Source organism: Ferrimonas sp. SCSIO 43195, from assembly GCF_023716685.1.
GTDB lineage: Bacteria > Pseudomonadota > Gammaproteobacteria > Enterobacterales > Shewanellaceae > Ferrimonas > Ferrimonas kyonanensis.
Genome location: NZ_CP072679.1, coordinates 4,515,590 through 4,533,875 on the forward strand (window position 1 = coordinate 4,515,590; position 18,286 = coordinate 4,533,875).

The following is an 18,286-nucleotide window of genomic DNA, read 5'->3' on the forward strand; positions in this document are numbered from 1 at the left end:
GAAAAGGTTGAGATTAGTTGATTTGGATCACGTTAAAAAAATGTACATAGAACTATTCTAAGTTCGGACAATGAAGCAACGACTTCAAATAATCTAATAAGGATGAACTCCTTTGGAGGAGACACATTATGGCTCGCTATCCAGTTACTTCCGTCGCCTTGGCTGTTGCCGTCGCTCTTACCGGATTTGCCCCGCAAGCATTGGCTGCCGACGATCAAAAACTTTCCGAACTTGAACAACGCCTCGAAGCCCTTGAGATCGAACTGATCGAAGCCCGGGACGCCGCCAAGAAAACCGACCGGGTCAAGTTCTCCAAAAGCTCTCCGGCGCCGACACTGGTCTCCAAAGATGGACGTTCTACCCTAAATTTCAAAGCCCGCATCCAGGCCGATTACGTCGATGTGGATGAGATGTACGAAGGCAAGAAACTCAACTACGAACCGGCCCATAAAGACACCAACATCCGTCGCCTGCGCCTGGGCATCGAGGGGCAGTTTGCCCGCCTGTGGGAGTATGAGATTGAGCTGGACTTCGCCGACAGCGAAGTGGATCTCAAAGACGCCAAGGTCACCTGGGAGGGTTGGGACGATCAGAAGCTGACTCTGGGTTTCCAGAAATACGCCTTTGGTCTGCAGGGCACCCAAAGCTCCGCCCATCAGATTATGATGGAACGAGCTTCGACCGATACCTTCTCACCAGACCGGGCCCTGGGCGCACAATGGCGCTACGCCGGCAATAACTGGGCCATGGCACTGGGGTACGGCATCGACTTCTCCAAACTGGAGGAGGAAAAGTGGGACAGCGATGAACAGGACTTCGAAGAGGAGGTCAGCTACCCGGAAACCACCATCATCAACGCTCGCGTCACCGGCACGCCGATCCGCAGCAACGACAACCTGCTGCACCTGGGTGCCAGCTACCTGATGATGGACATCAACGATGACATTGGCGAGCTGCGCTACCGGGCTCGTCCGGCTTCCAAACCCGCCAGCCGCATGATCGATACCGGTAACTTCGACGCCAAAGGTGCCCAGCACTACGGCGCCGAAGTGCTGTATCAACACCGCAATCTGCTGCTGCAAGGGGAATACATTGCCGCCAAGGCCGATGCCATCGACAAGCCCGATGTGGAGGTCGACGCCTACTACCTGACCGCCTCTTACATACTGACCGGGGAAAAATGGCGCTACAGCCGTAAAAAAGGGGTAATGAAGTCGCCCCGTCCCGACAAGCCGGTGTCGGCCGGCGGTTGGGGCGCCTGGGAAGTGGCGGTCCGCTATGACCAGGCCAACTTCAGCGACAACAGCCTCAAGTACGGCGGCGACATGACCAACTACGTGGTCGGCCTCAACTGGTACCTGGAAGACAACCTCAAGGCGCAGCTCAACTACGTCTACGCCGAAGGGGAGTACGACAAGAGCTTCGATGACATCAACGGCATCGAACAGAACGATCAGGACACCAGCATCATTCAGGCCCGCCTGCAGTTTGCTTTCTAAGGAGCTTACCCCATGCGTATGAATACGTTTTTGTGGGGATTGGCCAGCCTGTGCCTGGGCAGCAATGCCCAGGCCCTGACCAAGGACCACTTCGATAAGATCGAATACGCGGTCAATACCGGCACCGGCACCACCCTGCCCTACGCCACCGATACCCTGACCGATGAGTTCAACGCCGCGTTCAGCTTCATTCGGTTCGAAGACTCGCCCTCGGAAAAGCTGGTGACCTATTTTGACACGCCGGATCGGGCCCTGAAGCAGCAGGCGCTGCAGATTCGAGTCCGGGAGCACGTTACCAAGCCCAGTAAGAGCAAGATTACGGTCAAATTGCGGGCCACCGACCCTCAAGGCTTTGGCGACATCAGCGGCTACAAGAAAGCGGAGATCGATTACGACGGTGACAAAACCAAGTACAGTGTCAGCTACGACATTCCCTATTCGCCCGACGACATCAATGTAAAGTCACTGGCCTTTGACGTGGTCATCGACCACATCCGCAAACACGACGACGCCTGGGCGCTGGTCAAAACCATACTGGAACAGCGCGGCAACGATCTCAAACAAACCGTGGTGATGCGCACCTACGACTGGGAAGGCTACATGACCGATCCCCGTTTCGACGGCATCGAAGTGGACTTTCAGGTCTGGACCCCTTACTACCGCCGGCCAAGAACCGCCTTTTCAGACTTCTCTTTCAAGGGGCTGACCAAGGATCGCGACGAGCTGGATCAGGCCTTTCAGTATCTGTACGACCAGGTGCAGGCCTCCGGCCTCACCGACGGCATCCACACCGGCTCCAAGACCAAGGCCACATTCAAGATGACACCAGGGTTCCACTAACCCTGCCACGGAGCCCGCAATGGGCTCCGAGATCCCGCTCCACCCCGACTCACTCTCTAGCACAAGGAGGCCGCATGCTTTGGTTTTCCAAAGTCACGTCTTTACTGAATCAAAGTCAGAGTACCGAAACCCAGGTGTACCAGTTTCTCGATCACGTTACCCTGGCCCACCACAAATTTGCCCGCCTGTGGCAAATCTACCTCAAGAGCGGGGCCAACTGCCCTGAATTCGATGACACCCTGGCCGAGCTGCAGCAGATTGAGAGCTCGGCCGACCAGCTGCGACGAGAGATCGACACTCGGTTGTATGCCCGCACCCTGATCCCGGATCTGCGCTCCGATGTGGCGCTACTGATCGAGCTGACCGATAAACTGATGAATCAGCAGGAAACCATCGGCGTGCATCTGAAAGTGGAGCAGCCCACCATTCCGGCGCAGGTCAATGACGATCTCAACGACCTGTTACGTCTGGTAGGCGAAACTTTGGATCACACCGTCCTCTGCGCCAAGAGTTTCCTCACCGATCTGCAGCGGGTGCAGGAATACCACCAGAAGGTGATCCTGTTTGAAAGCGATGCCAACAAGGTGTGCATTCGGGCCAAGATGACCCTGTTTGACACCGACCTGCCCCTGACCAACAAGGTGCAATTGCGCTATTTCTTCGATCGCATCGACGACGTCGCCAACATCGCCGAAGACATCAGCGACCGAGTGTCGGTATTCACCCTTAAACGCATGCAATAACGGGAGCGGAGCATGGAAATCGCAACGCTCATCTTTCTCTCAAGCGGGCTGTTTCTCGGCTGGTCGCTGGGCGCCAACGACGCCGCCAACGTGTTCGGCACCGCGGTGGGATCACGCATGGTTCGCTTTGGTACCGCCGCCGCCATCTGCTCGGTGATGGTCATTCTTGGGGCGGTCATCAGCGGCGCTGGCGCCTCCCACACCCTGGGGTCACTGGGCAGCATCTCCGCCATGGGCGGCGCCTTTACCGTGGCCCTGACCGCCGCGCTGACGGTGTACATGATGACCAAGTGGGGACTGCCGGTCTCCACCGGACAGGCCATTGTCGGCGCCATCATCGGCTGGAACCTGTTCAGTGGCACCGACACCGACACCAAGGTGCTGAGTAAGATTGTCACCACCTGGGTGGTGTGCCCGCTGCTGTCGTTCATCACCGCCATTGTGCTGTACAAACTGGTGGCCTGGGGCATCAATCGCGGCCGCCCCGGGTTGTTCTCCCTGGACAACTGGACCCGCATCGGCCTGATCGTGGCCGGCGCCTTTGGTTCCTACAGCCTGGGCGCCAACAACATCGCCAACGTCATGGGGGTGTTTGTCTCCAGTGCGCCGTTTGAGCCGACTCAATTACTCGGCATCGCCTTCACTCCGGCCATGCAGCTGTTTCTGCTCGGCGGCCTGGCCATCAGCGTCGGCGTCTTTACCTATTCCAAGCGGGTGATGATGACCGTCGGCGATGGCCTGATCCCCATGACCCCGGTTACGGCCTGGGTGGTAGTGATGGCTCACTCCATCGTGCTGTTTCTGTTCTCCTCTCAAGGGCTGTCGGACTTGCTGACCGATGCCGGGCTGCCGGCCATTCCATTGGTACCGGTGTCCAGCTCCCAGGCGGTAATCGGTGCCGTCATCGGCATCGGGGTGTTGAAGCAGTTACCGATTCAATGGCGGGTACTGGTGCGGGTGGTCATCGGCTGGTGCAGCACTCCGCTGATCTCCGCCCTGGGGTGCCTGCTGTGCCTGTACCTGGTCCAGAATGTGTTTTCGGTAACCGTGCTATGACGCCGATAACCGCCACGCCCGTCAACGGTGGTCAACGCCGCCACCGCAACCGTCGCCGCTTCTGGTGGCAGAGTCGGCGGCGACTGCCGGCCTCGGTACCATCACCCCATTGTCACTCCTGACATTGCGCCTCGAAAGGGGCGCTTTTTTTTCGCCAGCGCAAATCTGTTCTAGCCTTAACACACCATCAGAATCAGGAGCACTATGGTGTCATCCCCATTGATTTCATTGGCGCTTATCGGCTTGCTGTCCATTGTTTGTCAATGGCTGGCATTCCGGCTGCGTCTGCCTGCCATTCTGCCGTTGCTGCTGACCGGACTGGCGCTCGGCCCCGGCCTGCAACTGTTGTCGCCAGACCGGTTGTTGGGAGAACTGCTGTTTCCGCTGGTATCGCTAGCGGTGGCCATCATCTTGTTCGAAGGCGCACTGACCCTGAAGTTCAGCCAGCTGAAAGATGAAAATCGACTGGTGCTGAAACTGGTGTCCATCGCCATGCTCGTCACCTTTGCCCTGGCGGGCCTGTCGGCCTTTGTCCTGCTGCCGCTGTCCTGGGAAGCCGCCGCCCTGCTCGGGGCGCTGGTGGTGGTCACCGGGCCGACGGTAATCGCGCCGCTGCTGCGCAGTGTGCGGGTTTCCGGCAAGTTGGCGACCCTGCTGCATTGGGAAGGGATCATCATCGATCCCATCGGCGCCCTGCTGGCGGTGCTGGTGTACGAATTCATCACCGCCAGCCAGGGTCAGGCGCTGGGGCAGGCGCTGGGCACCTTTACCATGACAGTCGTGGTGGGCAGTGCCACCGGCGCCAGCGCCGGCTTCCTGCTGGCCCGGGCGCTCAAAAAGCGGATGTTCCCACGCTACCTGGAAAACGTGGCGGTACTGACGCTGGTGCTGACGGCCTTTGCGGTCAGCAACGAATTGATGCACGAGTCCGGCTTATTGACGGTCACCCTGATGGGGATCTGGCTGGCCAACAGTAAGGACTTGGATCTGGAACCGATCCTGGCATTCAAAGAGACCCTGACGGTGCTACTGATCTCCGGGTTATTCATCCTGCTGGCGGCCAGGCTAGGACGGGAAGATCTGACCTACCTTGGCTGGGACGCGCTTGGGTGGCTAACGATCCTGCTGCTGATCGCCCGACCGCTGGCGGTATGGCTGGCCACCATCGGCAGTAACCTGTCACCACGGGAACGGTGGTTGCTGGGGTGGATCGCCCCCAGAGGCATCGTCGCCGCAGCCATCTCGTCGCTGTTTGCGCTAAAGCTGGCCAGCACCGGCCTGTTGGGAGCGGAGCAATTGGTGCCGTTGGTGTTTATGGTGATCGTTGCCACCGTGCTGCTTCAGAGTGTCCTGACCGCGCCCTTGGTGCGGTGGTTGGGCCTGGAGGCACCGGATCGCAATGGCTTTATGATTTTCGGCGCCAACCCCTTTGCCATCGCCGTGGCCAGGCAGCTGCATCACTACGGGATTCCGGTGCTGCTCAGTGACACCAACTGGGACAACCTCAGCCAGGCCCGTATGCAGGGACTCTCCGTCTACTACGGCCATCCGACCTCTGAGCACGCCGACAGTCAGCTGGATCTAACCCTGATCAGCCGGTTGCTGGTGCTTAGCCCCTACCGCCAGCACAACACCGAGGTGGCCTACCATTTTCAGGATCGTTTCGGTCTGGAACGCGTCTACCGGCTGCCAGAAGCCAACCAGGGCAATGCCAATCGCCAGCAGGCAACCGAACGCCATCAACGGCTGTTTGGCGAACACTGCAGCTATGGCCTGTTGCACCAGCGCATGCACGCGGGCCATCAGATTAAAGCAACCGGACTGACCGACAGTTACGACTGGCCGCAGTATCAGCAGGACAACCCGGAAGCGCTGCCACTGTTCGCCCTAAACGACAAAGGGCGCCTGCGGGTGTTTACCGCCGACGCCCCGTTTACTCCGGCCTCCCAGTGGCAGGTGGTGGCCTTGTGCCCGCCGGAATCCCGCTCAGTTGAGCAGTAGCTTGACGGCGATGCCCCACATCAGTGCCCACACCAGCAGATCGATGGCGCGCCACACCTTGGGAGTGGACAGCACCGGCGCCAACCGGGCGGCGCCAAGGCTGAGGCCCAGGAACCACAGCAACGACGCGGTGACGGTACCGGCATAGAATGACCAACGGGCATCGCCAAACTGGGCGCCGATGGAGCCCAGCAACACCAACGCATCCAGATACACATGGGGATTCAGCAGGGTCACCGCCAGGGTGGTGATCAACACCTTGCGGCGACTGGCGATGGCTTCACTGGCCTGCATGCCCCCCTGACCGGCAATGGCCCGGCGCAGTGAGCACAAGCCGAACCACAGCAAAAAGGCCGCACCACCGTACTGCGCCACCGCCAGCAACTCGGGGGTGTCGGTAATCAAGGCGCCGACACCGGCCACACCGAGGCCGATAAGAATCACATCCAGCAAGGTGCATACCAGTGCCACCATCAGGTGGTACTGTCGCTTCAACGCCTGGCTCAGGACAAAGGCCCCCTGGGCACCGATGGCCATGATCAACCCGGCACCGACCCCTAATCCATTGATGTACGCTGAAACCATTCCCGACTACCTCTACCTGAACCCTGTGGGCTTGTGACTTGATGGCGCTCATTGTAGGCTGGGGCAATGATTAACAAAAATTAATAGTGCTAATGAAATATTAGCGGAGCTTATTAACATCATGTTCGATTACAAGCTGCTGGAAGCCCTGTCTGCCGTCGCCCGTCTCGGCAGTTTTGACCACGCCGCCCGCGAACTGGGACTGACCCAATCGGCGATCTCGCAGCGGGTGAAACTGCTGGAACAGCGGCTAGGACGGCCACTGCTGGTGCGGGCCCACCCCATCCGCCCGACTCAGGCAGGGCTGGCACTGATGCGACATCAACAGCAGGTGGCAATGATGGAGTCCACCCTGTCGACGACCCTGACCGATGAACAGGAAAGCGCTTACAGCACCATCCGCCTGGCGGTCAACGCCGACAGCCTGGCGACCTGGCTACCGACGGCACTGGCGCATCTGTTTGAACACCACGACGTATTATCGGAGCTGACGGTGGAGGATGAAGTGGTCACCCTGGAGCGACTGCGACGAGGCGAAGTGGCCGGCTGCATCTCTGCCCACGCTCGGGCGGTCCAGGGATGCCGTTCCACCCTGCTGGGGGCCCTGGGCTATCAACTGGTGGCGACCCCCAAATTCATCGCCCGCCACTTTGCCGACGGCATCTGCGCCCAAACCCTGATGCAGGCCCCGACCCTGTTATTTGGTCGGGACGACGAACTGCTGACCCGGTTTCTCGGCCGCCATTTCGGTGACGCCAATGGCCGGCCGCCCCACCACCAACTGCCCTCATCACAAGGGTTTCTCGATGCGGTGTTGCAACACATGGGCTATGCGCTGTTGCCACAACCCCAGGTTCAGGACGCCCTGGCTCAGGGCCAGCTGAAATCCCTGAGCGACCACCGCATTCAGGTGCCGTTGTATTGGCACAGCTGGCGCCTGCAAAGCCCGGTGATGGAAACCGTTGGCCACACCCTGATTCAGCACGGTAAGTCGGCGTTACTCAAGCACAAGGCTTGAACAGCACTGGCCCCGAGGCATAAAAAAACCGGCGAACAGGTCGCCGGTTTTTCTCAGTTCAGGGTCGATCAGAACACGTAGCTAAGCTGGGCGCCCACCAGAACCACATTGCCTTCGATGCCACCGCTGTAGCTGATCTCGGCATTACCCATACCGGAGATAGGCATCACCATGGTTTCGTTGACCGGCGCATCTCCAGTAGCCTCGATGTAAGTCAGGGCCAGATCCAGGGTCAGATCCTTCTGCAACTGCCAGGCCGAGCCAATGGAGAACCACAGGCGATCCGAGTCAGGAATGGTCAGGGTACGATCGGCATCACCCACTGCGGTTTTGTCGTAGGCCATGCCCGCGCGCAGGGTCCAGATGTCGCTGGCCTCGTAGGTGCCACCCAGGGCAAAGCGCCAATTGTCTTTGAAGTTTTCCTCTTTGAGCAAGTTGTTTGGCTCACCGGGGAACTCCACAACCAGGGCTTCAAACGCGCTCCAGTCGGTCCAGTTGATGGAACCGTGCATGGCGAATCGCTCAGTCAACTGGTGGAAGGTGGCAAACTCAGCGTACGCTGGCAATGGCAACTTCAGGCTGCCAGGCTTGCTCGCCCCGGGAGCCAGACCGAAGCCCGCTCCGGTGGCATCGCCTTCCAGTTCCACCTCGATCTCGCTGTGGTAGGCCAGACCAATGCGGTGGCCAGCAGCGGGTTCCCAGGTGGCACCGAGCCGGTAACCAAAGGCCACGCCATCACCTTCAACCGACTTGAGAACGGCACCGGTGGAACCCGGAGGCAATACACCCAGCCCCTCAGCCCAGGCAGGAACCGTCGCCTCGACTTTGCCATCGCCGTACAGGGCACGTAAGGCCACACCAAAGCTCAGGGCATCACTGGCCTTGTAGGCCACGCTGGGGGCAAATTCGATGGTGGTGACTTCGGTGGTGGAACCAAAGATCGCGGTAGCATGGCCCGCAGGCACTTCGGTCGCCAGGCCGTAAGAGGAGTTCAGTGCCACGCCAATGGCCCACTGATCCGACAACCGGTTGCTGTAGTAGAAGTTGGGGACCAGGGCCGCCGGCGCGAAGTCGTCCGCATCCGCTTCACCAGGGCCTGTGGCGTACACCGGGGTGCCATTGAGGCTGACGCTGACGTCACCCTGAGAGTCGATGTTAGGATCGACATAGATGGCACCCAGAGACAGTTGCTGCCCATCCAGTTGCATCAGCAGCGCCGGGTTGCGCCCTTGTGCACTGGCGTTATCGGCAATGGCCGCTTCGCCGGCAAATGCCCGCCCCAGACCTGTTGCGGAATACTCGGCCAGCTGGAATCCAGCCCCCTGGGCCTGCGCCGCCAGTACGGTGGCAACAACGGCAGCAACTACACGAATTTTCATACTCTCCCCAAAACCTTATCCGGTCATTTTGATTTGTCGCCATAGTAGAGAGAGAAAAAAATAGTGCAATTACTCCTGAATCGAATTGTATAAAAACCCTGATTCAAAACAGATACTCAGAATAATTCACCGCAAAGAAGATCGTTTGACACAGCTTTGATGGCCGCAAAGCTGAACGAGTGTACCGAACGTTTACTCTAAATTCTGAGCTCAAAAATAAAAAGCCAGATAAATCAAAATATTAGATGGCGAAATTGGGCGCACAGTGTACGCCCAAGCCACAAAATCAAAACAGTGAATTTCACCAGTAATAATGAGTACGCCAAAATAGGCATTTCAAACCATTGAAAATAAAGCATTTACACTGGTCGGAGCTGATCGCCAATACCGATTTCAGCGTACATCTGATTACTGTCGCCAGGCGGGAATGCTGCCTTCGTAGTCATCAATGGCGTGCTCATGGCTCAGCGTCAAGCCGATGGCATCCAGACCGTTGAGCAGATTATGGCGAGCATCGTCATCCAGAGTAAATGACCAGCTCTGCTCACCACATTGCACCCGACACCGCTGCAGATCGATGCTCACCGGCGCGACTGCCGCCGCCTGAATCAACGCCTGAACCTGAGGCTCCGACAGGGTCACCGGCAGTAAACCGTTGTTGATGGCATTCTGATAGAAGATGTCGGCGAAACTGGGGGCAATGATGGCCCGCAAGCCGAAGTCGGCTAACGCCCAGGGCGCATGCTCGCGGCTGGATCCACAGCCGAAATTTTCCCCGGCAATCAGAATGGTGGACCGATCCCAAGGGGACTGGTTCAACACAAAATCCGGATTGGGCTGCTGACCCTCATGATCCAGATAGCGCCAGTCATGGAACAGGTGCACCCCAAACCCCTCGCGAGTGACCTTGGCCAGAAACTGCTTGGGAATGATCTGGTCGGTATCGATGTTGGCCCGGTCAAGCACCGCGGCCGTGCCCTGATGGTGAATAAATGGCTGCATGGTGAGCTCCTACAAAGTACGAATGTCGACGAACCGGCCCGCCAACGCCGCGGCGGCGGCCATGGCCGGGCTGACCAGGTGAGTACGACTGCCCCGCCCCTGTCGCCCTTCGAAGTTACGATTGGACGTGGACGCACAGCGATCGCCCGGTTCGAGGCGATCGTCGTTCATCCCCAGGCACATGGAGCACCCGGGCAGGCGCCATTCAAAACCGGCATCGATGAATACCGCATCCAATCCCTCCTGCTCCGCTTGCTGTTTCACCAGTCCGGAGCCAGGCACCACGATGGCATCGACACCGGGGGCGACCTTGTGGCCTTTGGCGATGGCCGCCGCCGCCCGCAGATCTTCAATGCGCGAGTTGGTGCAGGAACCGATAAACACCTTGTTGATGCTGACCTCGGTTAATGCCGTTCCCGGCGCCAAGTCCATGTATGCCAGCGCCTTGATGGCGGCAGACTGAGCCACTAACTCCTCAAACGCCTCGGCGGCAGGCACCGGCTGGTCGATGGCGATCACCTGACCCGGGTTGGTGCCCCAGGTCACCTGGGGAGCGATGGCGGCCCCGTCCAACACCACCTCGGCATCGAAGCTGGCATCGTCATCGCTGTGCAGGCTGCGCCAGTGTGACACCGCACTCTGCCAGGCTTCACCTTGAGGCGCCATGGGGCGGCCCTCGAGGTAATCAAACGTGGTCTGATCCGGAGCAATCAGTCCCGCCTTGGCACCCAGTTCGATGGCCATGTTACACACGGTCATTCGCCCCTCCATGGACAGGTTGCGAATCGCTTCGCCACAAAACTCCACCACATAACCGGTACCACCACCGTGACCGACCCGGCCAATGATCGCCAACACGATGTCCTTGGCGGTAATGCCTGGTGCCACCGCGCCCCGCACCTCAATTTTCATGGTCTTGGCCCGGCGCTGGCGCAGGGTCTGGGTGGCCAGCACATGCTCGACTTCGGAGGTGCCGATGCCAAACGCCAGCGCCCCGAAGGCGCCGTGAGTGGCGGTGTGGGAATCGCCACAGACAATGGTGGTGCCCGGCAGGGTAAAGCCCTGCTCCGGCCCCATTACATGAACAATTCCCTGATTCTGATGATGGATGTCATACAAGGTGATGCCGAATTCACGGCAGTTAGCTTGCAGAGTCTCCACCTGAGTCCGGGCCAGCGACGGCAACGCCTCAATGGAGCGGGTCCGGGTAGAGGTATTGTGATCCATGGTCGCCAGGGTTTTGCCGACCGCCCGAACCGAGCGACCGGACTGACGCAGACCATCGAACGCCTGAGGGGAGGTCACCTCGTGCACCAGGTGACGGTCGATGTACAGCAACGGTGTCTGCCCCTGCGGGACATTCAGGGTGTGGCTATGCCAGATTTTCTCATACAGGGTTTGGCTCATTGCGGGGTTCCTCCGGCGATGCGGGCGGCGATGGCATCGCCCATCTGGGCGGTCGTTAACGCCTGTTGACGGCGTTCCGGCGGCAACAGTTCGGCAGTCATCTGGCCGGCGGCGAGGGCCTCGGAAACCGCCCGGTCGATAGCATCGGCGGCCGCCTGCTCACCCAGGCTGTGGCGCAACATCAGGCTGGCCGACAGAATCTGCGCCACCGGGTTGGCAATGCCACGACCGGCGATGTCGGGGGCACTGCCCCCAGCCGGTTCATACAGGCCAAAACCGCTTTCATTGAGGCTGGCAGACGGCAACAGCCCCATGGAGCCGGTGATCATCGCCGCTTCGTCGGAGATGATGTCGCCAAACAGGTTCGAACACAGCATCACATCGAAATCGTACGGTCGGCGCAGCAACTGCATGGCGGCGTTATCGATGTAGATGTGCTCCAGCTCCACATCGGGATAATCTTTGGCCATGGCGTTGACCTCTTCACGCCACATTACCGAGCAGGCCAGCACGTTGGCCTTGTCCACCGACGCCACTTTGCCCCGGCGTTTGCGGGCGGCTTCAAACGCCAGCCGGGTGATGCGACGAATCTCATGGCGGCTGTAGGTCATAGTGTCAAACGCGGTTTCTTCCGCCCCCTCACCCCGGCGCCCCTTGGGCTCACCAAAATAGATGCCGCCGGTCAACTCCCTGACCACCAACAGATCCATGCCCTGACCACTGATGTCCGCCCGCAGGGGCGACAAGGATTCCAGCCCCTGGTGAATCTGCGCCGGACGCAGATTACAGAACAACCCGAAATGGCCCCGCAACGGCAACAGCGACGCCCGCTCCGGCTGCTCCGCCGCTGGCATCCCTTCCCATTTGGGGCCGCCGACGGAACCGAACAGGATGGCGTCGGCCTGCTCACAGCCCTGCAGGGTTTCCTCTGGCAATGCCCGGCCATGGCGGTCGATGGCAATGCCACCAATGTCGTGAGGGTGGTAATCCAGGGTAAAGCCAAACTGGCCGGACGCGGCCTGCAACACCTTGATGGCTTCCGCCATCACCTCCGGGCCGATGCCGTCCCCGGCCAGTACTGCGATGCGATGCTGCCTGCTCATGCTTCCTCCAAGATACGTTGTTTTTTCTGTTGAATCTGTTGCTGCCTGTGGATCAGGTTATAGACCCGAACCAGGGCGATGGCGGACGACTCGATGATGTCGGTCGACAGGCCCATGCCATGAAAGGTGCGCCCCTCAAACTCGGCGGTGATGTCCACCCGACCGAGGGCGTCGTGACCGCCGCCTTCGGCGCCGATGTGGTAGCTTTTGATGGCCAATTGATGGCCGGTGGCCCGGGCGATGGCCTTGTAGGCGGAATCCACCGGACCGTTGCCGGTGGCCGCCTCGGTCATCACCTCTTCGCCCACCTGCATCTCTACCGATGCGGTGGCAAAATGACTGCTGCCCGCCTGCACGTTCAACTGACGAATCTGGTAGTGGGCTTCCTCTTCGCGTTGATTCTCAAAGAACAGCAATGCCTCCAGATCGTAATCAAACACCTGGCCTTTCTTATCCGCCAGGGTCAGGAAACGTTGATACAGGGTCTCGAGATCGAACTCGCTGTCGCCATACCCCATCTCCGCCATGCGGTGTTTAATGACGTGACGACCGGAACGGGAGGTCAGGTTAAGGTTGTTGCGCCCCAGACCGATGGACTCCGGGGTCATGATTTCATAGGTATTCTGAGACTTGAGCACCCCGTCCTGATGGATTCCGGAGCTGTGGCTAAAGGCGTTGGCACCGACGATGGCCTTATTGGACTGAATCGGCATGTTGCACAGACGACTGATGGTCTGACTGACCCGGTGGATCTCGGCCGGGTTGGCCCCCACTTCCAGTCCAAAGCGGGCCATGCGGGTCTTGAGGATCATGATCACCTCCTCCAACGCCGCGTTACCGGCACGTTCACCGATGCCGTTGATGGTACCTTCTACCTGACGGGCGCCGGCTTCCACCGCCGCAATGGAGTTGGCCACCGACAAGCCGAGATCGTCATGACAATGGACCGAGATCACCGCCTGGTCGATGTTAGGTACCCGCTCAAACAGGGTGCGGACAATGCCGCCAAACTCGGTGGGGGTGGTGTAACCCACGGTGTCAGGAATGTTGACGGTGCGGGCGCCGGCTTTGATGGCCGACTCCACCATCCGGCACAGGTTGTCGATGGGCGTGCGCCCGGCATCTTCACAGGAAAACTCGACGTCATCGGTAAACCGACGGGCATAGCGAATGGCGTCGGTGGCCATCTCTTCCACCTGGGAGAAATTGCGCTTCAGCTTGCTTTGCACATGAATATCCGAGGTCGAGATGAAGGTGTGAATGCGAAACTGATCCGCCACTTTCAGGGCTTCGGCGGCGGCATCGATGTCGGCCTGCACCGCCCGGGACAAGGCACAGATGCGGCTGTCCTTAATGGTGGCGGCAATCTGACGCACCGAATCAAAATCCCCGGGCGACGACACCGGGAAACCGGCCTCGATGATGTCGATGCCCATCCGCTCCAATGCCCGAGCAATCTGCAACTTTTCGTTGACCGACAAACTGGCGGCCAGCGCCTGCTCTCCGTCTCTCAATGTGGTATCAAACAAGATTACCTGATCTGTCATTACTGCCTCCCTGACAACCCGTCCCCATGCGCAAGCAAAAAAAAACCCGCGCTCTAAGGCGCGGGTTGGCTATGCTCGAGTGGTACTGTTTTTAGTCCACGACCGGCCGGCCCGCGCAGCGTCCTGCTAGGGTTAGGCTTAGTAGTAGGGTGGAACCAAAAACGTTGTACATAAAAATTCAGTTTATCGTGGTTACGAAGTGACCTAACTATGGCGGTATTTCGCAAAGCCTGTCAACCACTAATCCTCGGGACGAGGGAAATTTTCGCTTTTTTCGGACCGACTTTCCCCCTTCGCTGCCGAAACTTCGACACCATCTCGTGGCATTTAAGCAACAATTACTGTCACTTACAGATTCGCCTCCGACTCAGTTCTGGTGCCGCTTTTGAGAGCCACCTCGCCCTGTCGGTATCCACTTCTTTACCAATGTGTAACAGAAGCATTATCCTATAGGCCTACCCTTTATTTATGCAGGCCATAATGCTGTCTCCGATTAGGATGATTGGAATCCTGCTGCTGATGCTTCTCCCCTGGAGCGCTCTGGCAGACGACCTGACCCAACGCCTGGACGCCTTGACCCTCGAGGTGCAGTTGAGTGCGCCCGACAGCTACGCCCACCTGGATAAGCTGGGCCCGCAGATTCAGTCGGCAACCCCTCTGCAACAGATGCGCTGGCATGTGTTGCGCTGTGAATCTGCCGCCAGCAGTCGCTCCCTGTCCGAAGTTCAACAGGTGGTCCGCCAGGGCCTGGCACTGGCCGAGAAGCTGCAGCAGCCGCAACTGTCCGCCTACATGAACGCCTGTGAAAGCGGCAAACTGATGACCCAGGGGCAGTATGAGCAGGCCCTGCAAAGCATCAATCGCGCCATCAATGACGACAATGCCTACGGCGCACTGGGCGTCAGCCTGCTACGACGGGCCGACATCTACGCGGATCAAGGCAACCTGGAATCGGCGCTGGATGACCTGTATCAGGCCCTGACCTGGCTGGAAAGTACCCACGATTACCCCCCCCTGTATCAGCCTCACCCGGCCATGCTGTCCTACTCGCTGGCACGAACCTATTACTACCTGGGGGATTACCTGCGCAGCGACACCCTGTTTGAACAGGCGATTCGGGAAGCACCTTCGGACTCGGTGCTCAGCTGGGTGATTCGCGTGAACCAGACCTTCACCCTGATGCAGCAGCAGCGCTTTATCGAAGCCAGCCAGCAGATGGAGAGCCTGGACGCCCTGGTACCCAACATGAACCTGACCGATCAGGCCCATTTCAATCTGCTCTACGCCCACCTGAGCCTGAAGCTGGACCGTTACGCCAACGGCTACCACTACGCCGAGCTGGCCATCAGTCAATTTGGTGAGCTGGGCATGGATGAACGCCAGGCCCGGGCCCGGGGCTTTCTGGCCGAATCGGCCTTTCATCTGAAGCGGTTCGAAGACGCCCGCTATCACCTCAACCTGGCCCGGGAACGCTACCGGCAGGACAACGACACTCGAGTCCTGGCCGATCTGGATCGCATCGAATCGGAAGGCGAAGCCCTACAGGGGCATTATCAGAAAGCGTATCAGCTGCAGTTGTCGTATCAGAAAGCCTACGCCGGCCTGCAGGAGCAACTGCGAAAAGACGCACTGCTGCAGCAGCAAGCCCAACTTGATCAGCGCATCGACCGCAGTCGCGAGCGACTGGCTGCCCAATCAGAAGAGTACTTTAAACTACACAACAAGTTGATGATCTGGCAGGTCATCGCCTCGCTGAGCCTGTTGTTATGGCTGATCTGGCTGCTGTTTAAGCTCACCAGCAACAGTGGTGCCGGCGCCGGCAACCGGCCGCTGCAGAATCAGGACTGGCGCAGCCAGCTGGAGCATGCCCTGGCCACCACAGACAGGACCCTGCCGGTGGTGCAGTTCAATTGGGAAGGCCCGCCCTTAAGTGAATTGGACCGGAAACGGATTCTGAGTCGGGATCTGCGCATCAATGACATCATGCTGGAACCCAGCGATCATCAGTTGCTGATGCTGCTGGTGGATGCCAGTGAAGCCGAGGCCGAGCGGCTACGCTATCGCCTCAGCCGCAGCCTGGTGGAAGCCGGCTACCTGAATATCACCACCGGCGTGGCCCGTTCTCACCCTCTGGATCGCAGCGACTCCCTGTTGGCACGGCTGGAGTGCAATCAGATTCAGCACAGCTTGATGCGGCCGGAAAACATCATTCGTCCAAATAAGCCGCAATGGCATCGATGAACTGCTGACCGTAGCGTTCCAGTTTCTTGGCCCCCACCCCGTTGATCCGCAATAGCGTCCACTCTGTGGTCGGCAACTCACTGGCCATCTCCGCCAGGCTGGCATCGGAGAACACTTGATAGGGCGGAATCCCCGCCTCGTCGGCCAGGGTTCGGCGTAACTGCTTCAGCAGGGCAAACAGGCGTCGATCGTAGTTTTGCGGCAACAGTCGGCTGCGGCCCTTGCCGGGTTTGGCCAGCACGATGCGGGGCTCTGCCAGCTCCAGCTTTTGACTCCCCTGCAACACTGCCCGGGCCGCTGGATTCAACGTCAGCGCCATGGAGCGGGTAATGTCCTGATTCACCAAGCCATGGTGGACCAACTGACGCAACACCGACAACCAGTGATCACTGGAGTGCTCGCTGCCAATGCCCCAGGTGGTCAGCTTGTCATGGCCCCGCTCTACCACGGCGTGGTTCTTGCTGCCTCGCAGCACCTCGATGACGTGGCCCATGCCAAACCGCTGCTTCACTCGGTAGATGCAGCTGAGGGCCTTGCGGGCCTGCTCGGTGGCGTCAAAGCGTTTCGGCGGATCCAGGCAGATGTCGCAGTTGCCACAGGATTCGTGGGCCGGTTCATCAAAGTAGTTGAGCAGCACCTGTCGCCGACAGGTCTGGGCCTCGGCAAAGGCTGCCATGGCATTGAGTTTGTGAATGTCCACCGGGTTGGGCTCACGGTCACCGCTCTCCAGCAACTGCCTGACTCGGGCGATATCGCCAGGATCAAACAGCATCAGGGCTTCGGCATCCAGACCATCACGACCGGCACGGCCAGTCTCCTGATAGTAACTCTCAATGGATTTCGGCAGATCCCAGTGCACCACAAAGCGGACGTTGGACTTGTTGATGCCCATGCCAAAGGCCACCGTGGCCACGACGATGTCCACCTGCTCACGCAGAAACGCCTCCTGCACCTGATTACGCAAATCCGACTCCAGACCGGCGTGATAGGCTTCGGCAGCGAATCCCTCCTTGCGCAGCTTTTCGGCCACCTCTTCGACCCGCCGCCGGCTGCCACAGTAGATGATGCCGGCGTTACCTTTCTGCTGCTGCAGGAAGGTCTTCAGCTGAGTGAAGGGGCTGAGCTTGTCCATCACGCTGTAGCGGATGTTGGGCCGGTCGAAACTGGACAGGTGCTCGTAGGGCTGGTTCAGCCTTAACCGCTGCACGATGTCGACCCGGGTGGCCTGATCGGCGGTGGCGGTCAGGGCCATCATCGGAATATGGGGAAAGGCCTGTTTGACCTCGCCGAGACGGGCGTATTGAGGGCGGAAATCATGGCCCCACTGACTGATGCAATGCGCCTCATCCACGGCAATCAGCGATAAGGGCCATTCCGCCAGCCGCGCCATCATGTCCGGTGCCAGCAACCGCTCGGGTGAGAGATAGATCAGCTTGATCTGGCCATCCCGAATGGCGGCCAGGCTGGCCAGCCACTCCTCACGGCTCAAGCTGGAATTGAGCGCCACCGCCCCGATCCCCAGCTGACGAACGGCGTCGACCTGATCTTTCATCAGCGACAACAACGGTGACACCACCACGGTGACGCCGTCGAGCAGCAACGCCGGTAGTTGGTAACACAGGCTCTTGCCACCGCCTGTGGGCATGATCACCAACCCATCCTGCCCCTGACAGGCCGAAGCCACCACCTGTTGCTGCCCGGGACGGAACTGACGGTACCCAAACACTTGCTGAAGTAGGGCCAGCGCAGGATCGGGGCAATCGGAAAGGGGCGTGGCGGCGGCAGTGGAGTCCATGAATCTCAATACAGGTCACAAAAGGCCCGTTATTGTAATTCAACTGGCCGCGCCTGTCTGCCATCACAAA

General features: G+C 59.3%; 14 protein-coding genes. 7 read left to right on the forward strand and 7 right to left on the reverse strand.

Features of this window, described 5'->3' with window-relative positions:
- Positions 1-128 precede the first annotated feature (128 nt).
- The 5 genes from J8Z22_RS20880 to J8Z22_RS20900 all read left to right on the forward strand — a co-directional run bounded on the left by J8Z22_RS20880 (position 129) and on the right by J8Z22_RS20900 (position 6,139).
- Positions 129-1,499, forward strand: a complete 1,371-nt coding sequence (locus tag J8Z22_RS20880) for an OprO/OprP family phosphate-selective porin (RefSeq protein WP_252007989.1) — start codon at positions 129-131, stop codon at positions 1,497-1,499.
- 12 nt (positions 1,500-1,511) lie between these two features.
- Entirely contained in the window at positions 1,512-2,339 is an 828-nt protein-coding gene (locus J8Z22_RS20885) for a hypothetical protein (RefSeq protein WP_252007992.1), read from the forward strand.
- 74 nt (positions 2,340-2,413) lie between these two features.
- On the forward strand, positions 2,414-3,082 hold the full coding sequence (locus J8Z22_RS20890; RefSeq protein WP_028111333.1) for a DUF47 domain-containing protein: 669 nt from the start codon (positions 2,414-2,416) through the stop codon (positions 3,080-3,082).
- Between the two features lie 12 nt (positions 3,083-3,094).
- A complete protein-coding gene (locus J8Z22_RS20895; protein ID WP_252007994.1) occupies positions 3,095-4,138 on the forward strand; it encodes an inorganic phosphate transporter in 1,044 nt (347 codons plus the stop codon).
- 204 nt (positions 4,139-4,342) lie between these two features.
- Positions 4,343-6,139: a sodium:proton antiporter gene (locus J8Z22_RS20900; protein WP_252007996.1), complete on the forward strand. Its 1,797-nt coding sequence runs from the start codon at positions 4,343-4,345 to the stop codon at positions 6,137-6,139.
- Here J8Z22_RS20900 and J8Z22_RS20905 read toward each other — a convergent pair.
- Positions 6,125-6,724 carry a LysE/ArgO family amino acid transporter gene (locus J8Z22_RS20905; protein WP_028111330.1) on the reverse strand — a complete coding sequence of 200 codons (600 nt, stop codon included), beginning with the start codon at positions 6,722-6,724 and terminating at the stop codon, positions 6,125-6,127. The genes J8Z22_RS20900 and J8Z22_RS20905 overlap by 15 nt on opposite strands.
- 121 nt (positions 6,725-6,845) lie before the next feature.
- On the opposite strand from J8Z22_RS20905, the gene J8Z22_RS20910 reads away from it, so the two are divergent.
- Entirely contained in the window at positions 6,846-7,742 is an 897-nt protein-coding gene (locus J8Z22_RS20910; protein ID WP_028111329.1) for a LysR family transcriptional regulator ArgP, read from the forward strand.
- A 68-nt stretch (positions 7,743-7,810) separates the two neighbouring features.
- Here J8Z22_RS20910 and J8Z22_RS20915 read toward each other — a convergent pair whose 3' ends face one another.
- The 5 genes from J8Z22_RS20915 to leuA all read right to left on the reverse strand — a co-directional run bounded on the left by J8Z22_RS20915 (position 7,811) and on the right by leuA (position 14,180).
- Positions 7,811-9,121 (reverse strand): outer membrane protein transport protein, encoded by a 1,311-nt coding sequence (locus tag J8Z22_RS20915; protein ID WP_252007998.1) that lies wholly within the window; start codon positions 9,119-9,121, stop codon positions 7,811-7,813.
- Between the two features lie 408 nt (positions 9,122-9,529).
- Positions 9,530-10,123: a 3-isopropylmalate dehydratase small subunit gene (leuD, locus tag J8Z22_RS20920; protein WP_028111327.1), complete on the reverse strand. Its 594-nt coding sequence runs from the start codon at positions 10,121-10,123 to the stop codon at positions 9,530-9,532.
- A gap of 9 nt (positions 10,124-10,132) precedes the next feature.
- Positions 10,133-11,530: a 3-isopropylmalate dehydratase large subunit gene (leuC, locus tag J8Z22_RS20925; protein WP_028111326.1), complete on the reverse strand. Its 1,398-nt coding sequence runs from the start codon at positions 11,528-11,530 to the stop codon at positions 10,133-10,135.
- On the reverse strand, positions 11,527-12,633 hold the full coding sequence (leuB, locus tag J8Z22_RS20930; protein WP_252008001.1) for a 3-isopropylmalate dehydrogenase: 1,107 nt from the start codon (positions 12,631-12,633) through the stop codon (positions 11,527-11,529). Before leuB ends, leuC begins: the two co-directional genes overlap by 4 nt.
- Positions 12,630-14,180, reverse strand: coding sequence for a 2-isopropylmalate synthase (gene leuA, locus J8Z22_RS20935; RefSeq protein ID WP_028111324.1), 1,551 nt, complete (start codon positions 14,178-14,180; stop codon positions 12,630-12,632). The genes leuB and leuA overlap by 4 nt, the downstream gene beginning before the upstream one ends.
- Before the next feature lie 480 nt (positions 14,181-14,660).
- Between leuA and J8Z22_RS20940 the strand changes: the two genes are divergently transcribed.
- On the forward strand, positions 14,661-16,421 hold the full coding sequence (locus J8Z22_RS20940) for a tetratricopeptide repeat protein (protein WP_169629181.1): 1,761 nt from the start codon (positions 14,661-14,663) through the stop codon (positions 16,419-16,421).
- Here J8Z22_RS20940 and recQ read toward each other — a convergent pair.
- Positions 16,387-18,216, reverse strand: coding sequence for a DNA helicase RecQ (recQ, locus tag J8Z22_RS20945; RefSeq protein WP_252008003.1), 1,830 nt, complete (start codon positions 18,214-18,216; stop codon positions 16,387-16,389). The genes J8Z22_RS20940 and recQ overlap by 35 nt on opposite strands.
- Between the last annotated feature and the right edge of the window lie 70 nt (positions 18,217-18,286).